The sequence below is a fragment of the Achromobacter sp. genome, assembly GCF_050285585.1.
GTDB lineage: Bacteria > Pseudomonadota > Gammaproteobacteria > Burkholderiales > Burkholderiaceae_B > Achromobacter.
Genome location: NZ_JBLZXF010000001.1, coordinates 530,866 through 548,760, shown reverse-complemented (window position 1 = coordinate 548,760; position 17,895 = coordinate 530,866). Strand labels below are relative to the sequence as shown.

Genomic DNA, 17,895 nt, shown 5'->3' with positions numbered 1-17,895 from the left:
GAAGCGCCGCCTAGCCCGGAACCGGCGTCAGGACGGGCTTGCCGGCGAAATGCGCGGCCGCGTTGTCCAGGAACAGCGCCACGGTGGCGTCCACCGCTTCCGGGGAGCGGCCGGCGCTGTGCGGAGTCAGCACCACGTTGTCCAGCCGCTTCAGGGCGTCGGGGATCTCGGGCTCCCCTTCCACCACGTCCAGCCCGGCGCCCGCCAGGCGGCCCGCCTCCAGCGCCCCGATCAGCGCCTGCGTATCGACCACGCTGCCGCGGGCGATATTGACCAGGTAACCGCCGGGGCCCAGCGCTTCCAGCACCTGGGCGTCCACCAGGTGCCGCGTGTCCGCGCCGCCGGGCGTGGCCACGACCAGGAAATCCGACGCCGCGGCGAGCGCCCGCGGATTGTCGAAATAGGCGTAGCCGGTTTCCGGCCGCGCGCGCCGGTTGTAATAGCCGACCTGCATGCCGAAGCCGTTGGCGCCCCGCCTGGCGATTTCCAGGCCGATGGTGCCCAGCCCCAGGATGCCCAGGCGCTTGCCGGTGATCTGCGGCCCCATGAAGCCGCTCCAATGGCCCTGCCGCACCCAGGCGTCCGCCTGCGGCAGCCGGCGCGCGGCGCCCAGCAGCAGCGCCATTGCATGATCGGCCACCGCCACCGCGTTGGCGCCCGGGCCGTTGGTCACCACGATGCCGCGCGCGCGAGCCGCGACGATATCGATGTTCTCGTAGCCCACGCCCAGCGAGCACACCATTTCCAGTTTCGGCAGCGCCGCCATCTCGTCCGCGCGAAAGCCGGTGGCGCCGCGCGTCAGCACGATGCGGATGTCGGCGGCATGCTCGCGGATCGCCCGGGTCCGCGCTTCGGCGGTGGGGGCATAGATGGCGCGAAAGCCGCGCGCCTCGAAGGCAGGCAGGTAATCCTGCACGCTTTCTATCAGGATAAGCAGGGGAATGGTCATGTCGGGAATGCCGCGGATGGCGGAGCTGCGCAAAAACCGGGGCATATTACGCTTCCCCCTGCGCGTGCGCCACCCGCCGGCATTCCGTGGCCCCCGGCCCCGCGCGGGCGCGGCGCCGGAGCCGCATGGGGCCGCTACAGACGCCCTGTCAGCAGCATGACGATCAGCACGATCAACAGGATGCCCAGGATGCCGCTCGGGTAATAGCCCCAGCCGCGGCTGTATGGCCAGGCGGGCACGGCGCCCACCAGCAGCAGAATGAGGATGATCAGCAGAATGGTCGACATGGCGACTCCTTGTCTTTATCGATTCGCGTTCTGGGATGGCGGACGGGCATCACTTCCCCGGCGGGGCGATTTCCTTGTCCGGCGGCGACAGCGGGGGCAGATCGACGTCCGGTTCGTCGGTATCGGGATCGACGGGCAGATCACCCGGCGGAGAGCCCGGCGGGATAGGATCCGGCTTGGGTGGAACGTGCATGTGTATGGCGGGTTGCATGGCAGCCTCCTGTGGGAATCCCTGGCAGCGGGAGCAAGTGCCGTTCCCGTCTGGATCCGGGCACGCCGCATGCTGGTCGCGGCAACGCCGCCCGAGCCTGGAGCCCCGATGACACGTCCGCATTCCGCCCCGCCCGATCCGGATCTGGTCTACGTGGACGACACCCAGGCGGGATATCGCCGCAGGCGGCTCAACGGCCACGCGTTCGCCTACCTGGACACAAGAGGAAAGCGCATCCGCGACGCGCGCGAAATCGCGCGCATCGACGCGCTGGCGATACCGCCGGCCTATGAACAGGTCTGGATCTGCCCTTCTCCTCGCGGACACCTGCAAGCCACGGGGCGCGATGCGCGCGGCCGCAAGCAGTACCGCTACCATCCGGACTGGACCGCCGTGCGCGACGCGGACAAGTACCAGAGCCTGGAAGCCTTCGCCCGGGCCCTGCCCCGCATCCGGCGGCGGATGGAACGCGACCTGGAGAGCCCGGGCCTGTCGCAGAACAAGGTGATCGCCGCGCTGGTGCGCCTGCTGGAGGCCACCTTGATCCGCATCGGCGCGCGCGAATATGCGCGCGCCAACAAGTCATATGGACTCACCACGCTCAAGCGCCGCCACGCCAGCGTGGCCGGCAGCCGGATCCGCTTCCGCTTCCAGGGCAAGAGCGGCGTGCCTCATGACGTGACCCTGGCCGACCGGCGGGTAGCCCGCATCATCAAGCGCTGCCTGGACATCCCCGGCCAGCAACTGTTCCAGTACCAGGACGAAGAAGGCGCCAGCCGCCCCGTGGACTCCGGCGCGGTCAATGCCTATTTGCGGGACGCCGGGGCGGCGGATTTCACGGCCAAGCACTATCGCACGTGGGCGGGGTCGGTGCTGGCCTACCGCGCCTTGCAGGAGCGTCCCGCGCAGGACGGGAACGAGGCCCGCAAAACGGTGGCGGACGTCATCAGGCAAGTGTCGCAGCGCCTGGCGAACACGCCGGCCGTCTGCCGTGCCTGTTACGTGCATCCGGCCATCCTGGATGCCTACCTGGCCGGGCGCCTGCCTTCACGGTCTGCCGCGCCGGCCAGCCCCCGGGGACTCCATGCGGACGAGCGCCGCCTGCTCGCCTTCCTGCAAACGGCGTCCGGCGCCGCGCCCGCGAAAACGCCGGCGGATCGCGCTACGCGCCGCTCAGAGAATCGATGAACGCGCATTCTTGGCGCGCGGCTGCGGGGCGGAGCCGTCCGCCCAGTTCGACTCCGTGCGATTGTCGACCACGGCCCGCGTATCGCGCGCGGCCTCATCGGGCGTCGAGGGGTCTGGTTTAACCGGCATGCGCGGAACGTCGACGGGGCCGCGCGGCGGCAGTATCTTAGCGTTGTCTTCCGGCTGCTTGCGGGCACGGGCGGCCTTGGCCGGCCTGGGTGCGGATGCGGGTTTCATGAGCGCCTCCTGTCGGGGATGGATTCCTCATCCTACGGCGCCCCGCCACGCGAGAAAACGTCTCACGCGGCCAATTTGCAAGCGGATGTGCCCGCGGCCCCTGACGCGCGGGTTGCAGGGCGGCACGGCGACTCACAAGGAGATGCAATGCGAGACCCAAATTTCGAGCAATGTGTGCAAGCCTGCTATGAATGCGCGGTCGCTTGCGACGTGTGCGCCGCGGCATGCCTGGAGGACGAGCCCGCCCGCATGAGGCGTTGCATCGGCCTGTGCACCGACTGCGCGGCGGTCTGCCGGCTGTGCGCGGCAATGCTGGCGCGCAACGGCGAATTTTCCACCGCGCTGTGTACTTTGTGCGCCCTGGTCTGCGATTCCTGCGCGCGCGAATGCTCGCCGCATGGCGCGCAGCATTGCCAGATCTGCGCGGGGGCATGCCTGAGTTGCACGCTGGCGTGCCGCGACATGCTCGAACCGTGATGCCCGACTTGCCGCGCGGCCGCCCGGGCCGGCCAGCGCAGGCGCAACCCCAGCCCGACCGTCAGGAGCTATCGATGGCCAATACGAACACCCCCCTGCCCTCCGACTTCCCCGAGAACGGGCCGGACAACAGCGGTGTGCGCCGCCGCGGGCGGCATCCCGAATCCTGGATCGACGAACTCGAGGCCACGCTCAACGACAAGGACGCCACGGACCTGGAGGCGCTCAGGTCCAGGCTGTCGGAGCAACTGCGCGCCACGCGGCGCAGCCTGCGCGACGCCTCCGACAACGCGGGCGATCTGATGCGCGAAACCATCGACTGCACGGAGGAATACATCCACGCGCGGCCATGGCAGGCGATAGGGCTCGTGGCCGGCGCGGCCTTCCTGTTCGGCGTGGTGGTGGGCCGCCAATAAAGGAAGGGGCAACGGGGCCGGATCCGGCGGCCCCGCCCTCGCGGCCGGCCGGCAGGCACGCGCCTTGCTGGTCATTGCGTCCCCGACAACAGGAGCCGGCCATGGCGCGAACCATATGGAAAGGCGCGATCTCGTTCGGTCTGGTGCACGTGCCCATCGTCGTCCATGCCGCCACGCGGCCGCACAGGCTGGATTTCGACTGGATAGACCGCCGCGACAATGCGCCGGTCGGCTACCAGCGCATCAATAAGCGCACCGGCAAGGTCATCGCCTCGGAAGACATCGTCAAGGGCTACGAATACGAAAAAGGCGAATACGTCTACATGAACGACGAGGACTTCAAGCGCGCCAATGTCGCCGCTACCCAGACGGTCGAGATCCAGGGCTTCGTCGACGCCGCGGAAGTCCCCATCTATTACTACGACACCCCTTATTACCTCGCCCCGGACCGCCGCGGCGAAAAGGGCTACGTGCTGTTGCGCGAGGTGCTGCGGCGCGCCGGCAGGCTGGGCCTCGCGCGCGTCGTCCTGCATACCCGCCAGTACCTGTGCGCGCTGCTGCCGCAGGGCGAGGCGCTGATGCTCATCACCCTGCGCTACGCCGACGAAATACTTTCCGCGGATGAGCTGGACCTGCCCGGCGGCAAGGAGGCCGCGCCCGCCGCGCGCGAGCGCGAGATGGCGATGCGGCTGGTGGACGACATGACCACGCCCTGGGACCCCGAGGCCTATCGCGACGACTACCGCGAGGATCTGCTCGCAGCCATCGACAAGAAGATCAAAGCCGGCAAGACTCACGTCCTGACGGAGCCCGACGAAAAGCGGCCGCGCGAATCGGCCAAGGTGATCGATCTGATGTCCCTGCTCAAGCAGAGCATAGAACAGCGGGGCTCGCGGCCCGCGAAGGCCGCTCCCGCCAGGAAGCGCGCGCCCGCCAAGAAGACCGCGGCGCGCAAATCCTCCGCCGCGGGCCGGCGCAAGGCGGCGTAAGGAGACCCGATGAGCGAACCGCTAGCCCAATACCGCAAGAAGCGCGATTTCACCGGCACCCGGGAGCCGCCGGGCAAGGCGGCCCAAGCGCGCGCCGGCGGCCCGTTGTCCTTCGTGGTCCAGCGCCACGAGGCCCGCGCCCTGCACTACGACTTCCGGCTGGAGCTCGATGGGGTGCTGGTGAGTTGGGCGGTGCCCAAGGGGCCTAGCCGCGACCCCGACGTGAAGCGCCTGGCGATCAAGGTGGAAGACCATCCGGTCGAATACGGCAAGTTCGAAGGCGATATTCCCAAGGGCCATTATGGCGCCGGGCACGTGGACATCTGGGATAGCGGAACCTGGACGCCGGACGGCGACCCCAGGCGCGGGCTTGCGCGGGGCCATCTGCGCTTCACGCTGCGCGGCGGCACGCTCAAGGGCGCCTGGGCCTTGCTGCGGCTGGGCAAGGAGGACAACCAATGGCTGTTGCGCAAACTGGACGACGATGCCGCGGTGGAAGGCGACGACGCCGAAGCGGGCAGACACGCCTCGGCCGGCAAGGCGGCCAGCTCCGTAAAGACCGCCAAGACCGCCAAGGCCGCCAAGCCTGCCAAGCCTGCCAAGACCGCCGGGACCGCCGGGACCGCCGGGACCGCCAAGACCGGGGGCCGCCGCGCGCCGCCGCCTGCGACCCTGGAGCCGCAGCTGGCCACGCTGGTCGACGCGCCGCCGCAAGGCCCCGGCTGGTCTTATGAGGTCAAGTACGATGGCTATCGCATCCTGTGCCGTTTCCGCCAGGGGCGGGCGCGCCTCGTCAGCCGCAGCGGCAAGGACTGGACGGACCGCATGGCCCCCCTGGCGGACGCGCTGAGCGCGCTGGACCTGCCCGATGGCTGGATGGATGGCGAAGTGGTGTGCCTGGACGAGCGCGGAATCTCCGATTTCCAGCTATTGCAGAATGCGCTGGACGGCCGGACCCGGGACCTGTCCTTCATGGCATTCGACCTGCCGTACTGGGATGGCGCCGATCTGCGCGCCCTGCCCTTGTCCGAGCGGCAGTCGCGCCTGGAGACGGTGCTGGCCGCGCTGCCGGAAGGGGGCCCCCTGATGATGACGCAGCGCCTGGAAGTCGCCGACGGCACGGAAGGACGCGCGGCCTGGTCGGAAGCCTGCCGGCTGAGCCTGGAAGGCCTGATCTGCAAGCGGCTGGACTCGCCCTACGTCGCCGGCCGCGGCACCGCCTGGCTGAAACTCAAATGCCGGCCGAGGCAGGAATACGTGATCGGGGGCTACACGGCCCCGGGCGGCTCCCGCAAGCATTTCGGCGCCCTGCTGGTGGGGCTGCGCAAAGGCGGGAAGCTGGCGTACGCGGGCCGGGTGGGCACAGGCTTCAGCGCGGCCACCCTCGCATCGCTGCACAAGAAGCTTAGCGCGCTGAAGGCCGAGGCCAGTCCCTTCGATGGCCCGCTGCCGGGCCCCGGCCGCTATGGCCGCGGCGCGGGCGAGGTGCGCTGGGTCAAGCCGGAGCTGGTCGCCGAAATCCACTACGCGGGCCTCACGCAGGACAAGCTGCTGAGGCAGGCATCGTTCGTCGGCCTGCGCGAGGACAAGCCCGCCAGCGAAGTCAGCGGCGAAACGGCCGCCGCGCCGGTCGAGGCCGCCGCCGCAGGCGACAAGGTGGGCGGGACGCGCATCACGCATCCTGGACGCGTGATCATCCATGACCCGGACACCACCAAGCTCGAACTGGCGCGCTACTACGAGGCCGCCGGCGACTTGATCATGCCGCACCTGCAAGGCCGGCGCATCGCGCTGCTGCGTTGCCCGGACGGCACCGACTCCACCTGCTTTTTCCAGAAGCACATCACCGGCCGATTGCCCGACGGACTGGAACGCGATGGCGAGCATCTGCTGATCCGGTCGGTCGAAGGCGTCATTGCGCTGGCGCAGCGTGGCGTCATCGAATTCCATACCTGGGGCGCGCGGGAACCGAACCCCGGCGAACCCGACCGCATCACCATCGACCTCGACCCCGGCCCGGACGTGCCATGGAAGACCGTCGCCGAAGGCGCGCAGCTGGCGCGCGGGCTGATGGAGGAGATCGGGCTGGCGCCCTTTCTCAAGACCACCGGAGGCAAGGGCCTGCATCTGGTCGCGCCGATCCGTCCGACGCAGCCCTGGGACACGGTCAAGGGCCTGGCGCATGCGCTGGCGAACGAACTGGCGCGCGTCATTCCGGAACGCTTTACCTCCAATATGTCCAAGGTGCGCCGCCAGGGGCGCATTTTCGTGGACTATCTGCGCAACGGCAACGGCGCCACGGCCATCGCCGCATATTCGGCCCGCGCGCGGGCCGGCGCACCGGTCTCCATGCCCGTGGGATGGGAGGCGCTGGAATCGGGCCGGGATTTGCGCGGCGCCGCCTGCAACATCCGCAACGCTGTGTCGCTTGCGCGGGACTCGGCCGATCCGTGGCGCGGTTACGAGGCCGCGCGCAAGACGGTGGGCCCGCGCATGCTGAAGAAGCTCGGGCTGTAGGCCGCGCGCGCCGCCGGGAACGCCGTTTGCTCGTGGATGGCGAGGCGCCCGCCGCGCCGCTACAGGGAGATTCGCATGAGCAGACCCACGCATGACGCCACGGGCGCCCGCCCGCACCCCACCCCGCCCATGCCGGCCCAGCACCTGCCCAAGCCGGGCGAGGAAGCCGACATGGCCCTCAAGCCGCAGTACCAGGCGCCCGCCTACCGCGGCAGCGGCAAGCTCGACGGCATGGCCGCCGTCGTCACGGGGGGCGATTCCGGCATCGGCCGGGCGGTCTGCGTCCTGTTCGCGCGCGAAGGCGCGGACGTGGCCGTCGTCTACCTGAGCGAGCACGAAGACGCCGAAACCACTCGCCGCGCCGTGGAGCAGGAAGGCCGCCGCTGCGTGCTGATCCCCGGCGACGTGCAGGATCCGGCCTTCTGCGCGCAGGCCGTGGAGCGGACCGTGCAGGCCTTCGGGAAGCTGGATATCCTGGTGAACAATGCCGCCTACCAGCAGCACACGGACTCGCTGCCCGAGATCAGCGACGAGAAGTGGGACAAGACCCTGCGCACCAACATCACGGGCTACTTCTACATGGCGCGCTCGGCCCTGCCTCACCTGAAGGCGGGTTCCTGCATTATCAATACCGGGTCGGTCACGGGCCTGCGCGGCAGTGCCCGGCTGCTGGACTACTCATCCACCAAGGGCGCGATCCATGCCTTCACGCGCTCCCTGGCCGCCAACCTGGCCGGCCAGGGCGTGCGCGTGAACGCGGTGGCGCCCGGCCCGGTCTGGACGCCGCTGAACCCGGCCGACCAGAGCGCGGAGGCCATCCAGGAATTCGGCAAGCACACAGACCTGGGCCGCCCCGCGCAGCCGGAAGAAATTTCGCCGGCCTACGTATTCCTGGCCTCGCCCGCCTGCTCCAGCTATATCACCGGCATCGTCCTGCCGATCACGGGCAGCGCGGGCGACTGAAGCCGGGACCCGCGCACCGGGCCGCTACTTGGCGGGCGCGATCGAAGCCGGCGCCTCGCGCGAAGCGGGCGAGACCGCCGGCGCCTCGCCCTTTACCGGCGGCAGGATTCTGTCGCCGCCCGCTGGCCGAGGACGCTGCAGCGCGCGGCTCATGGCCAGATGCTCCGCCAGCATCGGCAGCGCCCGCTGCGCAAAATCGCGGACCTGGGGGTCGGCGGACTGCCTGGCCGCCGTCTCGTACAGGCGATTGGCCATGACATGGGCGTCCACCGCGGCCTTCTGGACGTACACGACGTCGAAATCCGGCCCCTTCCGGCCACGCAATTGATCCAGCGTGCCGCGATCCGGCTCCGCCGGCTGCTCGGGCAGCGTCACCTGCTTTTGCAGGGCCAGCGTTTTCAGGTCCCCATTCATGGCGCGATGCTGCTCCAGCATTTTCGCCGCGAAGGTCTTGATGTCGCTGCTGTCCGCCTGTTTCTGCGCCAGGCGCGCCGCTTCCATCTCGAAGAGGCCGTTTCCGGCCGCGGCCTGAAGAAAGCGCGCGTCCGCCTCGTCCAGCCCCTGCGCGTAAGCGGGGCACAATACGCCCGGCACGGCGAGCAGGAAAGCCGCCGCCAGGCCGCGCATCCACGTGGTCTTGCCCATGCTGGTCTCCTTGGTCCGCCGCCGGCTCCGGGGCGGTCAGCCCGCCATCGACGGCGCGCCGGCCCGCCGCGGCGGCTCCAGCGGATCGAAATCTTCCCATTTCCCGTTCAGCCAACGGCCGTTCGCGCGCTCGATATCCTGGCCGCCGGCCGCGCCCAGAACCGTCCTGGCCAGCGCGTCGCGCTCGGGGGATACGTGCAGGGCCAGCATCACGCCCGCCTGGCGCAGGTCCGGATGCACATCCGGCGCGGGCGGCGCGCCCGGCCGCTTGCGGCGGCCCCGTCCGATCACCCATAGAGCGCCTGCGAGCGCGCCCAGATAGGCGCCCACCCCGGCGGCGGCGATCACCAGCAGAATGGAAGCCGCCAGGCGCGCGGCGATCAGTCCGCCCAGCAGCGCGAACACCAGGCCCAGCGCCGACGCGCCGGCCACGGCGCCGAAGTGGCCGCCCTTGGCGTCGGGGTCGGCCACCCGGTCCCCGCCTATGGGGAAGCGCGCGTGCTCGCCGGCTGTGTTGATGTAGAAGGTATGGATGTCGTCTTCGGTAAATCCTTCCGCAAAAAGCCTGCGCGCCGCCTCCGCGGCTTCATCGAAGGTGTCGAATCGGGCTGCGACGATCAAGGACATGAGGTTCTCCGGTGCGGGAATGACATAACGGCCATCGCAGCAACTGCCATTCCCGCTCCCGGCACGCGGCTTGCTGAGGCCGGCGGTGGTCATTGCGAGGACACCAGCATGGACATGCCTGGCGAAAACGAAGATTTTTCCGCATCGGCGGACGAGGCCGCGTCCCCCAACCCCGACGAGGCGCGCGGTTTGTCCGTCCTGGACTGGGCGGCCCTGATCGCCATCGTCGTCTCCGGCCTGAACAGCGGACTGATCGCCGCCGTGGACCTGGACGTGTTCTCGGCGGTGCTGCCTTCCGGATTCGCGCTGCGGGCGGCCTACGGATTGATAGGCCTGGCCGCCCTGCGTTGCGTCGTGCTGCTGTTTCGCCTCGGCGAGGGCGCGGACTAGCGGGCGGTTTCCCCCTGTGCTACTTGCCGTCCGGGCGCTTGCCGGGATACTGGCCCCCCTCCTCGTATTCGGGCCCCTTGTCGTTGGGCTTTCTGTCCGCGGCGCGTTCGGGGCGCCGCGGCGGCTTGCCGAAGCCCGGCTTGTCCGCTCCGAACTGGCCGCTGCGGCGCGCGGTCTCGGTGTCGGGCTGCGGCGTATTGGCCCGCGATCGCGAAGCAGGCTGCTCCGGCTGTTGCCGTCCGGTGTCGTGCTTGGTGTCGGTGCTCATGGTGTCTCCCGGCTGTTGAACGAAGGGCGCGGGGCGCCGGCAGCCACGAGGGCGCAAGCCGCGTGCCCGTCCGGCCGCCGGGAATGCCGCTTGCTTGGGGCTTCCAGGTCCGCAACAAGCCGGACTTCCCTGAAAAGGAGTCAACCATGAATGTGTCCAAACCCGTGCTCCCCGCCGTGGCCCTGAGCCTCTCGGCACTCGCCCTCCAGGTCCCTGCGCAGACCGCGTCCGGCGGCGCGACCGCCGTGCGCAGCAATGAGCAGATCAACGACCAGTACAAACTGGACAAGAAGCGCTGCGATGCGCTGAAGGGCAACCAGAAGGACGTCTGCCAGCAGCAGGCCGAGGCGACGCGCGACAAGGCCAAGGCCGACGCCAAGGCCGGCAAGGAAAAAGCCGAGGCCACGCACGACGCGGCCAAGACGCGCAATGAAGCGGACTACAAGGTCGGCAAGGAAAAATGCGACGCCATGTCCGGCAACGCCAAAGACGCATGCCTGGCGGACCTGAAGACCCGCTACGGCAAGTGAGCGCCTCCCTGGTTCCCGGGCGGAGGGTCCGTCCGGGAGCCGGATTCGCCCGGCAGCTCGTAGCCCGCGGCGGCATACTCTTCCAGGCGGTTGTACAGCGTCTTGGGGCTGATGCCCAGCATGGCGGCGGTCTGTTTCTTCACGCCGTTGCAGCGTTCCAGCGTGGCGAGTATGAGCCGCCGGTCGGCCTCGGCGAGCGTCTCGCCCACGGGCACGCTCACCTGCCCGTCTCCGCCGGGACTGGACGGCGATACCTGGGGCACCAGCCTGTCCGCCTCGAGCGTGTCGCCATCGGCCATGATGAAGGCGCGCCGCACGAAGTTCTTCAACTCCCGGACGTTGCCCGGCCAGTCGTACTGCTTGAGCACGGTGAGCGCGCGATCGGAAAAATCCTTGCGCTTGCCGGACTCCTGGTTCTGAACCTCAAGAAAGCCCCGCGCCAGGAACAGGATGTCTTCGCCCCGCTCGCGCAGCGGCGGCAATTCCACCGGAAAGACGCTCAGGCGGTAATACAGGTCCTCACGCAGCTTGCCATCGCGCACGGCCTGTTCGGGGTTGCGGTTGGTCGCCGCGATGATGCGGATATCGCAGGCGATTTCGCGGTTGGTGCCCACGCGCATGAACTGGCCGGTCTCCAGCACGCGCAGCAGTTTTACCTGAAGATCCAGCGGCATCTCGGTCACTTCGTCCAGGAACAGGGTGCCGCCGTCGGCGCGCTCGAAATAGCCCTTGTGCTGCCGGTCCGCGCCGGTGAAGCTGCCGCGTTCGTGGCCGAACATCTCGCTTTCGATCAGGTTCGGCGAAATGGCGCCGCAGTTCACCGCAATGAACGGCCGCTGCCTGCGCGGGCTGAGCTCATGGATGGCGTGGGCAGCCAGCTCCTTGCCCGTGCCGCTTTCGCCGATCACGAGCGCGGTGACGTTGGTGGGCGCGACGCGCTTGAGCTGGCGGTAGAGCTCGAGCATGCGCTCCGACGCCCCATACATCCTGCCGAAACGCCCCGGTTCCTCGAACGGAGCGCCGGGCGATTCGGTGCCCGCCCTGGCCGCGATGCGCGCGAGAATATCGTTCAGGCGCTCCATGCAGATGGGCTTGACGAGATAGTCCGTAGCGCCCAGCCGCAACGCCTGCACAGCGTTGTCCATGGTGCCGTGGCCCGTCATTATCACGACCTCCGCGCTGGCGGCGGCAGCGTTCTTGAAAATATCCATGCCGCTGCCTTCCGGCAGCCGGACATCGGTCAGGACCAGATCCGGCGCCTGGCGCTCGAGCTGGATCAGCGCGTCCTTGACGCTGGCCGCCAAGGCCACGGAAAAGCCGCAGTCGCGGCCCACCTCGGCCAGCGTCTCCCGTATCGCGGCATCATCGTCGACGATCAGCAGATGAGGCATTCCCCGCTCCTTGTTGAACCACGGTTCAGCATAGCGGCTCGCGCGCAGGGATAGGTAAATATTCGATATTTTCCAATAATGTTTTCGAATGCTTGCAACTCGTCGCATACGAGGCCGCGGGCGCCTTCTACGATGCATGTAAAGCGGCGGCCCTGAACCGGGCCAAGGAATCGACATGGCAAATCGCACCATCAACACCGGACGCGACGCCGCATCCGCGCCCTCCTCCGTCCTCATGGACGTATCAGGCATGTCTCCCGCGATGCAAAGACTGGGCGCCCAGTGGCGGCTGGCGGCGACGACGGACGCCAGCGTCTTCATCGTGGGCGAAAGCGGGACCGGCAAGGAAGTCCTCGCGCGCGCGATCCACGAATCAAGCGAGCGCCGCGACCAGCCTTTCGTGGCCGTGAATTGCGGCGCCATCAGCGGCACGCTCGCGCACGCGGAACTGTTCGGCCATGAAAAAGGCAGTTTCACCGGCGCGGTCTCGCAGAACGCGGGCTACTTCGAATACGCCAGCGGCGGCACGCTGTTCCTGGACGAGGTAACCGAGATGCCGCCGGACATGCAGGTCCATTTCCTGCGGGTCCTGGAAACCGGCACCTACCAGCGCGTGGGCGGTTCCGACCTGCTGCGCGCCAACGTCCGCGTCATCTGCGCGAGCAATCGCGATCCGGCGGCGTCGGTCGCGGAAGGACGCCTGCGGCAGGATTTCCTGCACCGTCTTCTCGTCATCCCGTTGCGCGTGCCGCCGTTGCGGGAACGCGAGAACGACGCGCTGGTGCTGGCGCACCAGTTCCTGGACACCCTGAACCGCGAGCACGGCACGCGCAAGACTTTCGCGCCGCGCATGCTGGAATCCATCGCCGGGCACGACTGGCCGGGCAATGTCCGCGAACTGCGCAATGCGGTGCAGCGCGCCTACATCCTGGCCGACGCCGAACTCGAGCCTGGCACGCTGACGCGGGGCCCTGGCGGGCAGCGGACGGTGACGCGCGAGGGTACGCTCACCCTGCCCATCGGCACCTCGCTGGGTCGGGCGCAACGCGAGTTCATCCTGGCCACGCTGGCCCATTATGGCGGCGACAAGCGGATGGCCGCCGATGCCCTGGGCGTGAGCCTGAAGACGCTCTACAACCGGCTGGATTCCTACGACAGCGACGCCGAGGCCCCGGCGCGCGCCTGAGCAATTCTTACCGTGTTCTTGTAAGACAGGGGCGACGTGCCGCGCATGCCGCGGACCCGCCCGCAGGAGATATCCTGGCACGGTTCTTGCATGTCTTCCCGGGAGTGCGCCGCCAGCCGGCGGCATCTTCCGGAGATTCGATTGGGCTACCCTACGCAAGAATTGCGCCTGCGCCAGCAGATGACGCTGGCGCCCCGCCTGCAGCAGTCCGTCAAATTGCTGCAGATGTCCGCGCTGGAATTCACCACGGCGGTGGAGCACGCGCTCGCCACCAACCCGTTCCTGGAGGATGCCGACGAGCAGGACGCCGATCCGCCCGCCGCGCCTGCCGGCAGCCCCCAGGCGCCCGCGCGCCAGGACGACGCCCCGCCCGAACCGCCTGCTCCCGCCGCGGACGCCGAATCCCCTCCTCCCGACGCCCCTGCCTATTCCGGCGACTATCCCACGCGCGCTTCCGGCGACGGCGGGATGGACCAGGGGCAGTGGGCGTGCGCCTCGCTATCGATGCGCCAGCGCCTGTCGCAGGAACTGGGCAACTATCACCTGAAGCCGCGGGACCGCCTGCTGGCGGAATTCATCATCGATGCGCTGGATGACGACGGCTATCTGCGCACGCCGATTTCCGGCCTGTGCGATTCGGAGCGCGCCGAGTTCGACCCGACGCCGGAAGAATCCGAATGGATGACGGCCCTGCGCCTGGTGCAGCAACTGGACGCGCCCGGGCTGGCCGCCCGGGACCTGGCGGAGTGCCTGACGCTGCAGCTCGCGGCCGCGACCGACGCGCAGCCCCGCATCCGGACGCTGGCGCTGCGCATCGCGCGCGACCATCTGCAACGGCTCGCCAAGAACGATTGCGCCGGATTGCGGCGCCTGCTCGATTGCACGGACGACGAGCTGCGCGAGGCCTGCGCCCTGATCCGCAGCCTCGATCCGAAACCGGGCGGGCGCTACAGCGCCGATGCGCCGGCCTACGTGATTCCCGACGTATTCGTGGACAAGTGGCACGCGCGCTGGCGGGTGCTGCCCAATCGCCACGCCATGCCCCAGGCCCGGCTGCACCGCACCTACGCGGACCTGTTCCGCCGAGCCCGGCTCGACGACCGCAGCCCGATGGCCCAGGAATTGCAGGAAGCCCGCTGGCTGGTGCGCAATGTCGAGCAGCGCTACACCACCATACAGCGCGTGGCGGAAGCCATCGTCAAGCGTCAGCAGACCTTTTTCGAGTACGGCGACGTTGCCTTGCGGCCGCTGATGCTGCGCGAGGTGGCGGACGATCTCGAAATGCATGAATCCACCGTGTCCCGCGCGACCGTGGGCAAGTACATGGTGACGCCGCGCGGCGTTTTCGAATTCCGCCATTTCTTTTCCCGCGAACTCGCCACCGAATCGGGCGGCTCGTGTTCCGCGGCGGCGGTGCGCGCGCTGATCAAGGAGATGGTCGACGCCGAAGATCCCGCCATGCCGCTGTCGGACGTGGCGCTGACGCAGCAGCTCGCGGCCAGCGGCATTCTCCTGGCGCGCCGCACGGTGTCCAAGTATCGCGGGCAGTTGCGCGTGCCGCCCGCGGAGCTGCGGCGCCAGCACTAGATCGGGGAACGCCCGGACACGCGGTCGTTCCCCTCAATCGGGCGCTTCGGCCGCGCCGTCCAGCATGCGCTGGACGCGTTCGCCCAGCGCGTCCAGCGAGAACGGCTTGACGATCAATTCGATGCCGTGCTCCAGAAAGTCCCGGTCGCGCGCGGCGTTTCCCGCGTAGCCCGTCATGAGCAGCACCTTCAATCCCGGATAGGCCGTCCTGGCGGCGTCCGCCAGCTGGCGGCCGTTCAGGCCGGGCAGGCCCACGTCCGTCACCAGCAGGTCGATGTCCCGCGTGGACCGCACGAGTTCCAGGCCCGCCTCGCCATCCGACGCGGTCAGCACCTGCAGCCCCCGTTCCGCCAGGCATTCGTGGACCATGTCCCGCACATTCGCGTCGTCTTCCACCACGACGACCACCGCCTGGCGCATGGGCGCGGGCGCCGGTTCCGCGGGAGGCTCCCGCCTCGGCGCGCGTTCCGGCGCGCCTTCGTGACGGGGCAGGAAGAGCCTTACCGTCGTGCCCACCCCCTCGGTGCTCTCCAGCGTCGCCACGCCTCCAGCCTGCCGGGCGAACCCGTAGATCATGGACAGCCCCAGGCCTGTGCCCTCTCCCTGCGGCTTCGTCGTATAGAAAGGATCGAAAGCGTGGGCCAGCACATCGGGCGCCATGCCGCAGCCCTCGTCCGAGACCGACACCTCCACGAATGGCCCCGGCGGCGCATCCGACAGCTGCCGCAGCTGCGGCTCGCCGCCATGCGCGTTCCGCGCCGCGACGGTCAGCACCCCTCCCTCCGGCATGGCGTCGCGAGCATTGATCACCAGGTTCAGCATGGCGTTCTCGAACTGGTTCTTGTCGCAGCGCACGGTCCACAGGCCGGACTCGAGATCGAATGCGAGCCGCACGCGTTCGCCCGTATAGCGGCGGAACAGGTCGGCCATGGATTGCAGCGCCGAAGCCACGCTGAAGGGTTTCGGGTCGATCGGCTGGCGCCGCGAGAAGGTCAGCAGGCGCTGGGTCAGGTGCGCCGCCCGGTTCGCCGAATCCATCGCGACCGACACGAAGCGCAAGGCCTGGTCGGGCGTGCCCGACGCGAGCTTGCGTTCGATCAGGTACAGGGCGCCGGTGATGCCCTGGAGCATGTTGTTGAAGTCGTGCGCGATGCCGCCGGTCAGGCGTCCCACCGCCTCCATCTTCTGGGATTGGCGCAAGGCGTTCTCGGTTTCGCGCAAGGCTTCGGCCTGCGCCTTCAGGTCGGTATCGTCCCGGCCGGTCATGTAGAGCTTGTCCTGCGACGAAGACATGCTCCACGTGATCCAGCAATACCCGCCATCGCGCTTGAGCAGCCGGTTCTCGACGTGCCGCGCGGCCTGCAGGGGGCCGCCGTCCGTGGCGCGCGACCACGCAGCCAGCGTGGCCTCCCGGTCGTCCGGGTGTATCAGTTCCGCCAGGCCCATCGACAGGAATTGCTCCGGGCTCCAGCCCAGGATGGGCCGGACCGCCGGATTGACGCTCACGAAACGGCCTTCCCGGTCCACCACGGCCAGCAGCTCGGGAGACAGGCGCCAGATGCGGTCGCGCTCCGCGATCGCGCCTTCCACGCGCTGCTCCAGGACGCGCGCGTACTGGGAACGCTCGACGGCGGCGCACATGCGCTCGGCCACCTCTTCGATGAAGGCGACATCCCCATGCCGGAGCCGGCTGCCCGCCAGCGGCCGCACCAGCATGGCCCCGCCCTGCCGTCCCCACCGGCGCATCGGCACCACGATCGCCCATGGACGGACATCGCCCTCGGCCTCGGCCAGCAAGGGCGGCAGGTATGCGCTGCGGCCGCTGGCGAGCGCATCCGCGTACTCGTCGCCCAGGCGGTCCAGTTCCAGGGGCTGCCGGCTTTCCGGATGCGCGCCTGCGTGCCAGCACGTGGCGAGCACGGGCCGCCCGTCCTCGCCCGCCGTGTCGAGCACGGCGACCAGACCCAACGCCAGAAGCCGGCCCAATTCTTCGCATGCCATCTGTTCGATCGCGGCCTGCAGGTGCATTTCGCGCATGCGGTCGCTCAGCGCCAACAGGAAATTCTTGCGGCGCTGGCCTTCCCACAACTCGGTTTCCGCCATCTTGCGCGCCGTCACGTCGAGAAACAGCGCCATGATGCGGTCGGGCCCGTCCTTGCGCACGCGGGCCTCGTACCAGGCCTCCTTGGGCGTGGGCGTGGCGAACTCGAACTGGGCCGGCTCGCTGGTCTCCACCACCTTGGCGAACGCATCCATGAGCTGCCCGGGGACATTCGGGATCATCTCGCGCAGGGTGTGGCCCAGCGTATCTCCTTCCTTCATGCCGGTCTGCCGCTCGAACGCCGGGTTTACCTCCAGGAAGCGGAAATCGGCGATGCGGCCGTCCGGATCGCGCAAGGCCTCGCTGAGGAAGAAGGCTTCCTGCATGCCCTCGAACATGCCGCGCCATCGCTCGCCGCTGCGCCGCAGCGCCGATTCCGTCAGGTGGCGTTCGATGGCGAGGGCCGCGCTGCGGGTCACGAGCGCGATCGCGTCGATGTCATGCGCCGAGGGCGAACGGACGGTGCCGTAGTAGTTGGAGAACACGCCCAGCAGCCGGCCGTCCGGGGCCTTGATCGGCGTCGACCAGCAGGCTTTCAGGCCATTGGCCAGGGCCAGCTCGCGCCATCGCTCCCAACTGGGATTGGAAGCGATGTCTTCCACGTAGACCGGGCAGCCGGTATAGGCCGCGGTTCCCCAGGACGCCATGGAGGGCCCGATGGGCGCCCGGTCCACCGCCGCGTTGTAGGAGGCCGGCAGGCTGGGCGCGGCGGCGTGCCGCAGGCAGACGCCCGCGTCATCCACGAGCGCGATCGAGGTGCGCAGCTCCACGCTGGACTGCGCCTCGATGGCATGCAGCACATGCTCCAGCACCTCCCCCAGCGGGACGCCGGCGGCAATGCGCTCCAACATGATGCGCTCGTCCTCAAGACGGGCAAGCGTGTCCGTCCAGGGAAGCGCGACGCGATCTCGCTTTGTCAGCATCTCAGCCCCTCAA

The 17,895-nt window shown here is 68.9% G+C and carries 19 protein-coding genes; 10 read left to right on the top strand and 9 right to left on the bottom strand.

What is annotated here, in order from left to right; genetic code table 11:
• Positions 1–10: 10 nt before the first annotated feature.
• The 3 genes from ACN6PJ_RS02585 to ACN6PJ_RS02575 all read right to left on the bottom strand — a co-directional run bounded on the left by ACN6PJ_RS02585 (position 11) and on the right by ACN6PJ_RS02575 (position 1,447).
• Complete coding sequence (locus ACN6PJ_RS02585; RefSeq protein WP_427994462.1) at positions 11–949, bottom strand: 2-hydroxyacid dehydrogenase; 939 nt, start codon at positions 947–949, stop codon at positions 11–13.
• Positions 950–1,083: 134 nt separating this feature from the next.
• Positions 1,084–1,236, bottom strand: a complete 153-nt coding sequence (locus ACN6PJ_RS02580) for a DUF3309 family protein (protein ID WP_043548603.1) — start codon at positions 1,234–1,236, stop codon at positions 1,084–1,086.
• Positions 1,237–1,285: 49 nt separating this feature from the next.
• Positions 1,286–1,447 (bottom strand): hypothetical protein, encoded by a 162-nt coding sequence (locus ACN6PJ_RS02575; RefSeq protein WP_427994329.1) that lies wholly within the window; start codon positions 1,445–1,447, stop codon positions 1,286–1,288.
• 108 nt (positions 1,448–1,555) lie between these two features.
• On the opposite strand from ACN6PJ_RS02575, the gene ACN6PJ_RS02570 reads away from it, so the two are divergent.
• Complete coding sequence (locus ACN6PJ_RS02570) at positions 1,556–2,635, top strand: DNA topoisomerase IB (protein ID WP_427994328.1); 1,080 nt, start codon at positions 1,556–1,558, stop codon at positions 2,633–2,635.
• On the opposite strand, the gene ACN6PJ_RS02565 is transcribed toward ACN6PJ_RS02570, so the two are convergent.
• The gene (locus ACN6PJ_RS02565; protein WP_427994327.1) at positions 2,621–2,872 is read right to left on the bottom strand and encodes a hypothetical protein; all 252 of its coding nucleotides are present in this window, start codon (positions 2,870–2,872) and stop codon (positions 2,621–2,623) included. The genes ACN6PJ_RS02570 and ACN6PJ_RS02565 overlap by 15 nt on opposite strands.
• Before the next feature lie 147 nt (positions 2,873–3,019).
• Here ACN6PJ_RS02565 and ACN6PJ_RS02560 point away from each other — a divergent pair, with 147 nt between their 5' ends.
• The 5 genes from ACN6PJ_RS02560 to ACN6PJ_RS02540 all read left to right on the top strand — a co-directional run bounded on the left by ACN6PJ_RS02560 (position 3,020) and on the right by ACN6PJ_RS02540 (position 8,234).
• On the top strand, positions 3,020–3,349 hold the full coding sequence (locus tag ACN6PJ_RS02560; protein WP_427994326.1) for a four-helix bundle copper-binding protein: 330 nt from the start codon (positions 3,020–3,022) through the stop codon (positions 3,347–3,349).
• A 74-nt stretch (positions 3,350–3,423) separates the two neighbouring features.
• Positions 3,424–3,765, top strand: a complete 342-nt coding sequence (locus ACN6PJ_RS02555) for a DUF883 family protein (protein WP_427994325.1) — start codon at positions 3,424–3,426, stop codon at positions 3,763–3,765.
• Between the two features lie 101 nt (positions 3,766–3,866).
• Entirely contained in the window at positions 3,867–4,754 is an 888-nt protein-coding gene (locus ACN6PJ_RS02550; RefSeq protein WP_427994324.1) for a Ku protein, read from the top strand.
• Between the two features lie 9 nt (positions 4,755–4,763).
• On the top strand, positions 4,764–7,271 hold the full coding sequence (ligD, locus tag ACN6PJ_RS02545; RefSeq protein ID WP_427994323.1) for a DNA ligase D: 2,508 nt from the start codon (positions 4,764–4,766) through the stop codon (positions 7,269–7,271).
• Between the two features lie 75 nt (positions 7,272–7,346).
• On the top strand, positions 7,347–8,234 hold the full coding sequence (locus ACN6PJ_RS02540; protein WP_427994322.1) for an SDR family oxidoreductase: 888 nt from the start codon (positions 7,347–7,349) through the stop codon (positions 8,232–8,234).
• 24 nt (positions 8,235–8,258) lie between these two features.
• Here the strand turns inward: ACN6PJ_RS02540 and ACN6PJ_RS02535 are convergent, their stop codons facing one another.
• The gene (locus ACN6PJ_RS02535) at positions 8,259–8,879 is read right to left on the bottom strand and encodes a DUF4142 domain-containing protein (protein ID WP_427994321.1); all 621 of its coding nucleotides are present in this window, start codon (positions 8,877–8,879) and stop codon (positions 8,259–8,261) included.
• A gap of 36 nt (positions 8,880–8,915) precedes the next feature.
• Positions 8,916–9,506 (bottom strand): phage holin family protein, encoded by a 591-nt coding sequence (locus tag ACN6PJ_RS02530; RefSeq protein ID WP_427994320.1) that lies wholly within the window; start codon positions 9,504–9,506, stop codon positions 8,916–8,918.
• A 108-nt stretch (positions 9,507–9,614) separates the two neighbouring features.
• Here ACN6PJ_RS02530 and ACN6PJ_RS02525 point away from each other — a divergent pair, with 108 nt between their 5' ends.
• A complete protein-coding gene (locus ACN6PJ_RS02525; protein ID WP_427994319.1) occupies positions 9,615–9,896 on the top strand; it encodes a DUF378 domain-containing protein in 282 nt (93 codons plus the stop codon).
• Positions 9,897–9,915: 19 nt separating this feature from the next.
• On the opposite strand, the gene ACN6PJ_RS02520 is transcribed toward ACN6PJ_RS02525, so the two are convergent.
• Complete coding sequence (locus tag ACN6PJ_RS02520) at positions 9,916–10,164, bottom strand: hypothetical protein (protein ID WP_427994318.1); 249 nt, start codon at positions 10,162–10,164, stop codon at positions 9,916–9,918.
• A 146-nt stretch (positions 10,165–10,310) separates the two neighbouring features.
• Between ACN6PJ_RS02520 and ACN6PJ_RS02515 the strand changes: the two genes are divergently transcribed.
• The gene (locus ACN6PJ_RS02515; RefSeq protein ID WP_427994317.1) at positions 10,311–10,694 is read left to right on the top strand and encodes a hypothetical protein; all 384 of its coding nucleotides are present in this window, start codon (positions 10,311–10,313) and stop codon (positions 10,692–10,694) included.
• On the opposite strand, the gene ACN6PJ_RS02510 is transcribed toward ACN6PJ_RS02515, so the two are convergent.
• Positions 10,682–12,085: a sigma-54-dependent transcriptional regulator gene (locus tag ACN6PJ_RS02510; protein WP_427994316.1), complete on the bottom strand. Its 1,404-nt coding sequence runs from the start codon at positions 12,083–12,085 to the stop codon at positions 10,682–10,684. The genes ACN6PJ_RS02515 and ACN6PJ_RS02510 overlap by 13 nt on opposite strands.
• Positions 12,086–12,347: 262 nt before the next feature.
• On the opposite strand from ACN6PJ_RS02510, the gene ACN6PJ_RS02505 reads away from it, so the two are divergent.
• Positions 12,348–13,271, top strand: a complete 924-nt coding sequence (locus ACN6PJ_RS02505; protein WP_427994461.1) for a sigma-54 interaction domain-containing protein — start codon at positions 12,348–12,350, stop codon at positions 13,269–13,271.
• Positions 13,272–13,451: 180 nt separating this feature from the next.
• Positions 13,452–14,858 (top strand): RNA polymerase factor sigma-54, encoded by a 1,407-nt coding sequence (locus ACN6PJ_RS02500; RefSeq protein ID WP_427994460.1) that lies wholly within the window; start codon positions 13,452–13,454, stop codon positions 14,856–14,858.
• 33 nt (positions 14,859–14,891) lie between these two features.
• Here ACN6PJ_RS02500 and ACN6PJ_RS02495 read toward each other — a convergent pair whose 3' ends face one another.
• A complete protein-coding gene (locus ACN6PJ_RS02495) occupies positions 14,892–17,882 on the bottom strand; it encodes a PAS domain-containing protein (protein ID WP_427994315.1) in 2,991 nt (996 codons plus the stop codon).
• Positions 17,883–17,895: the final 13 nt, after the last annotated feature.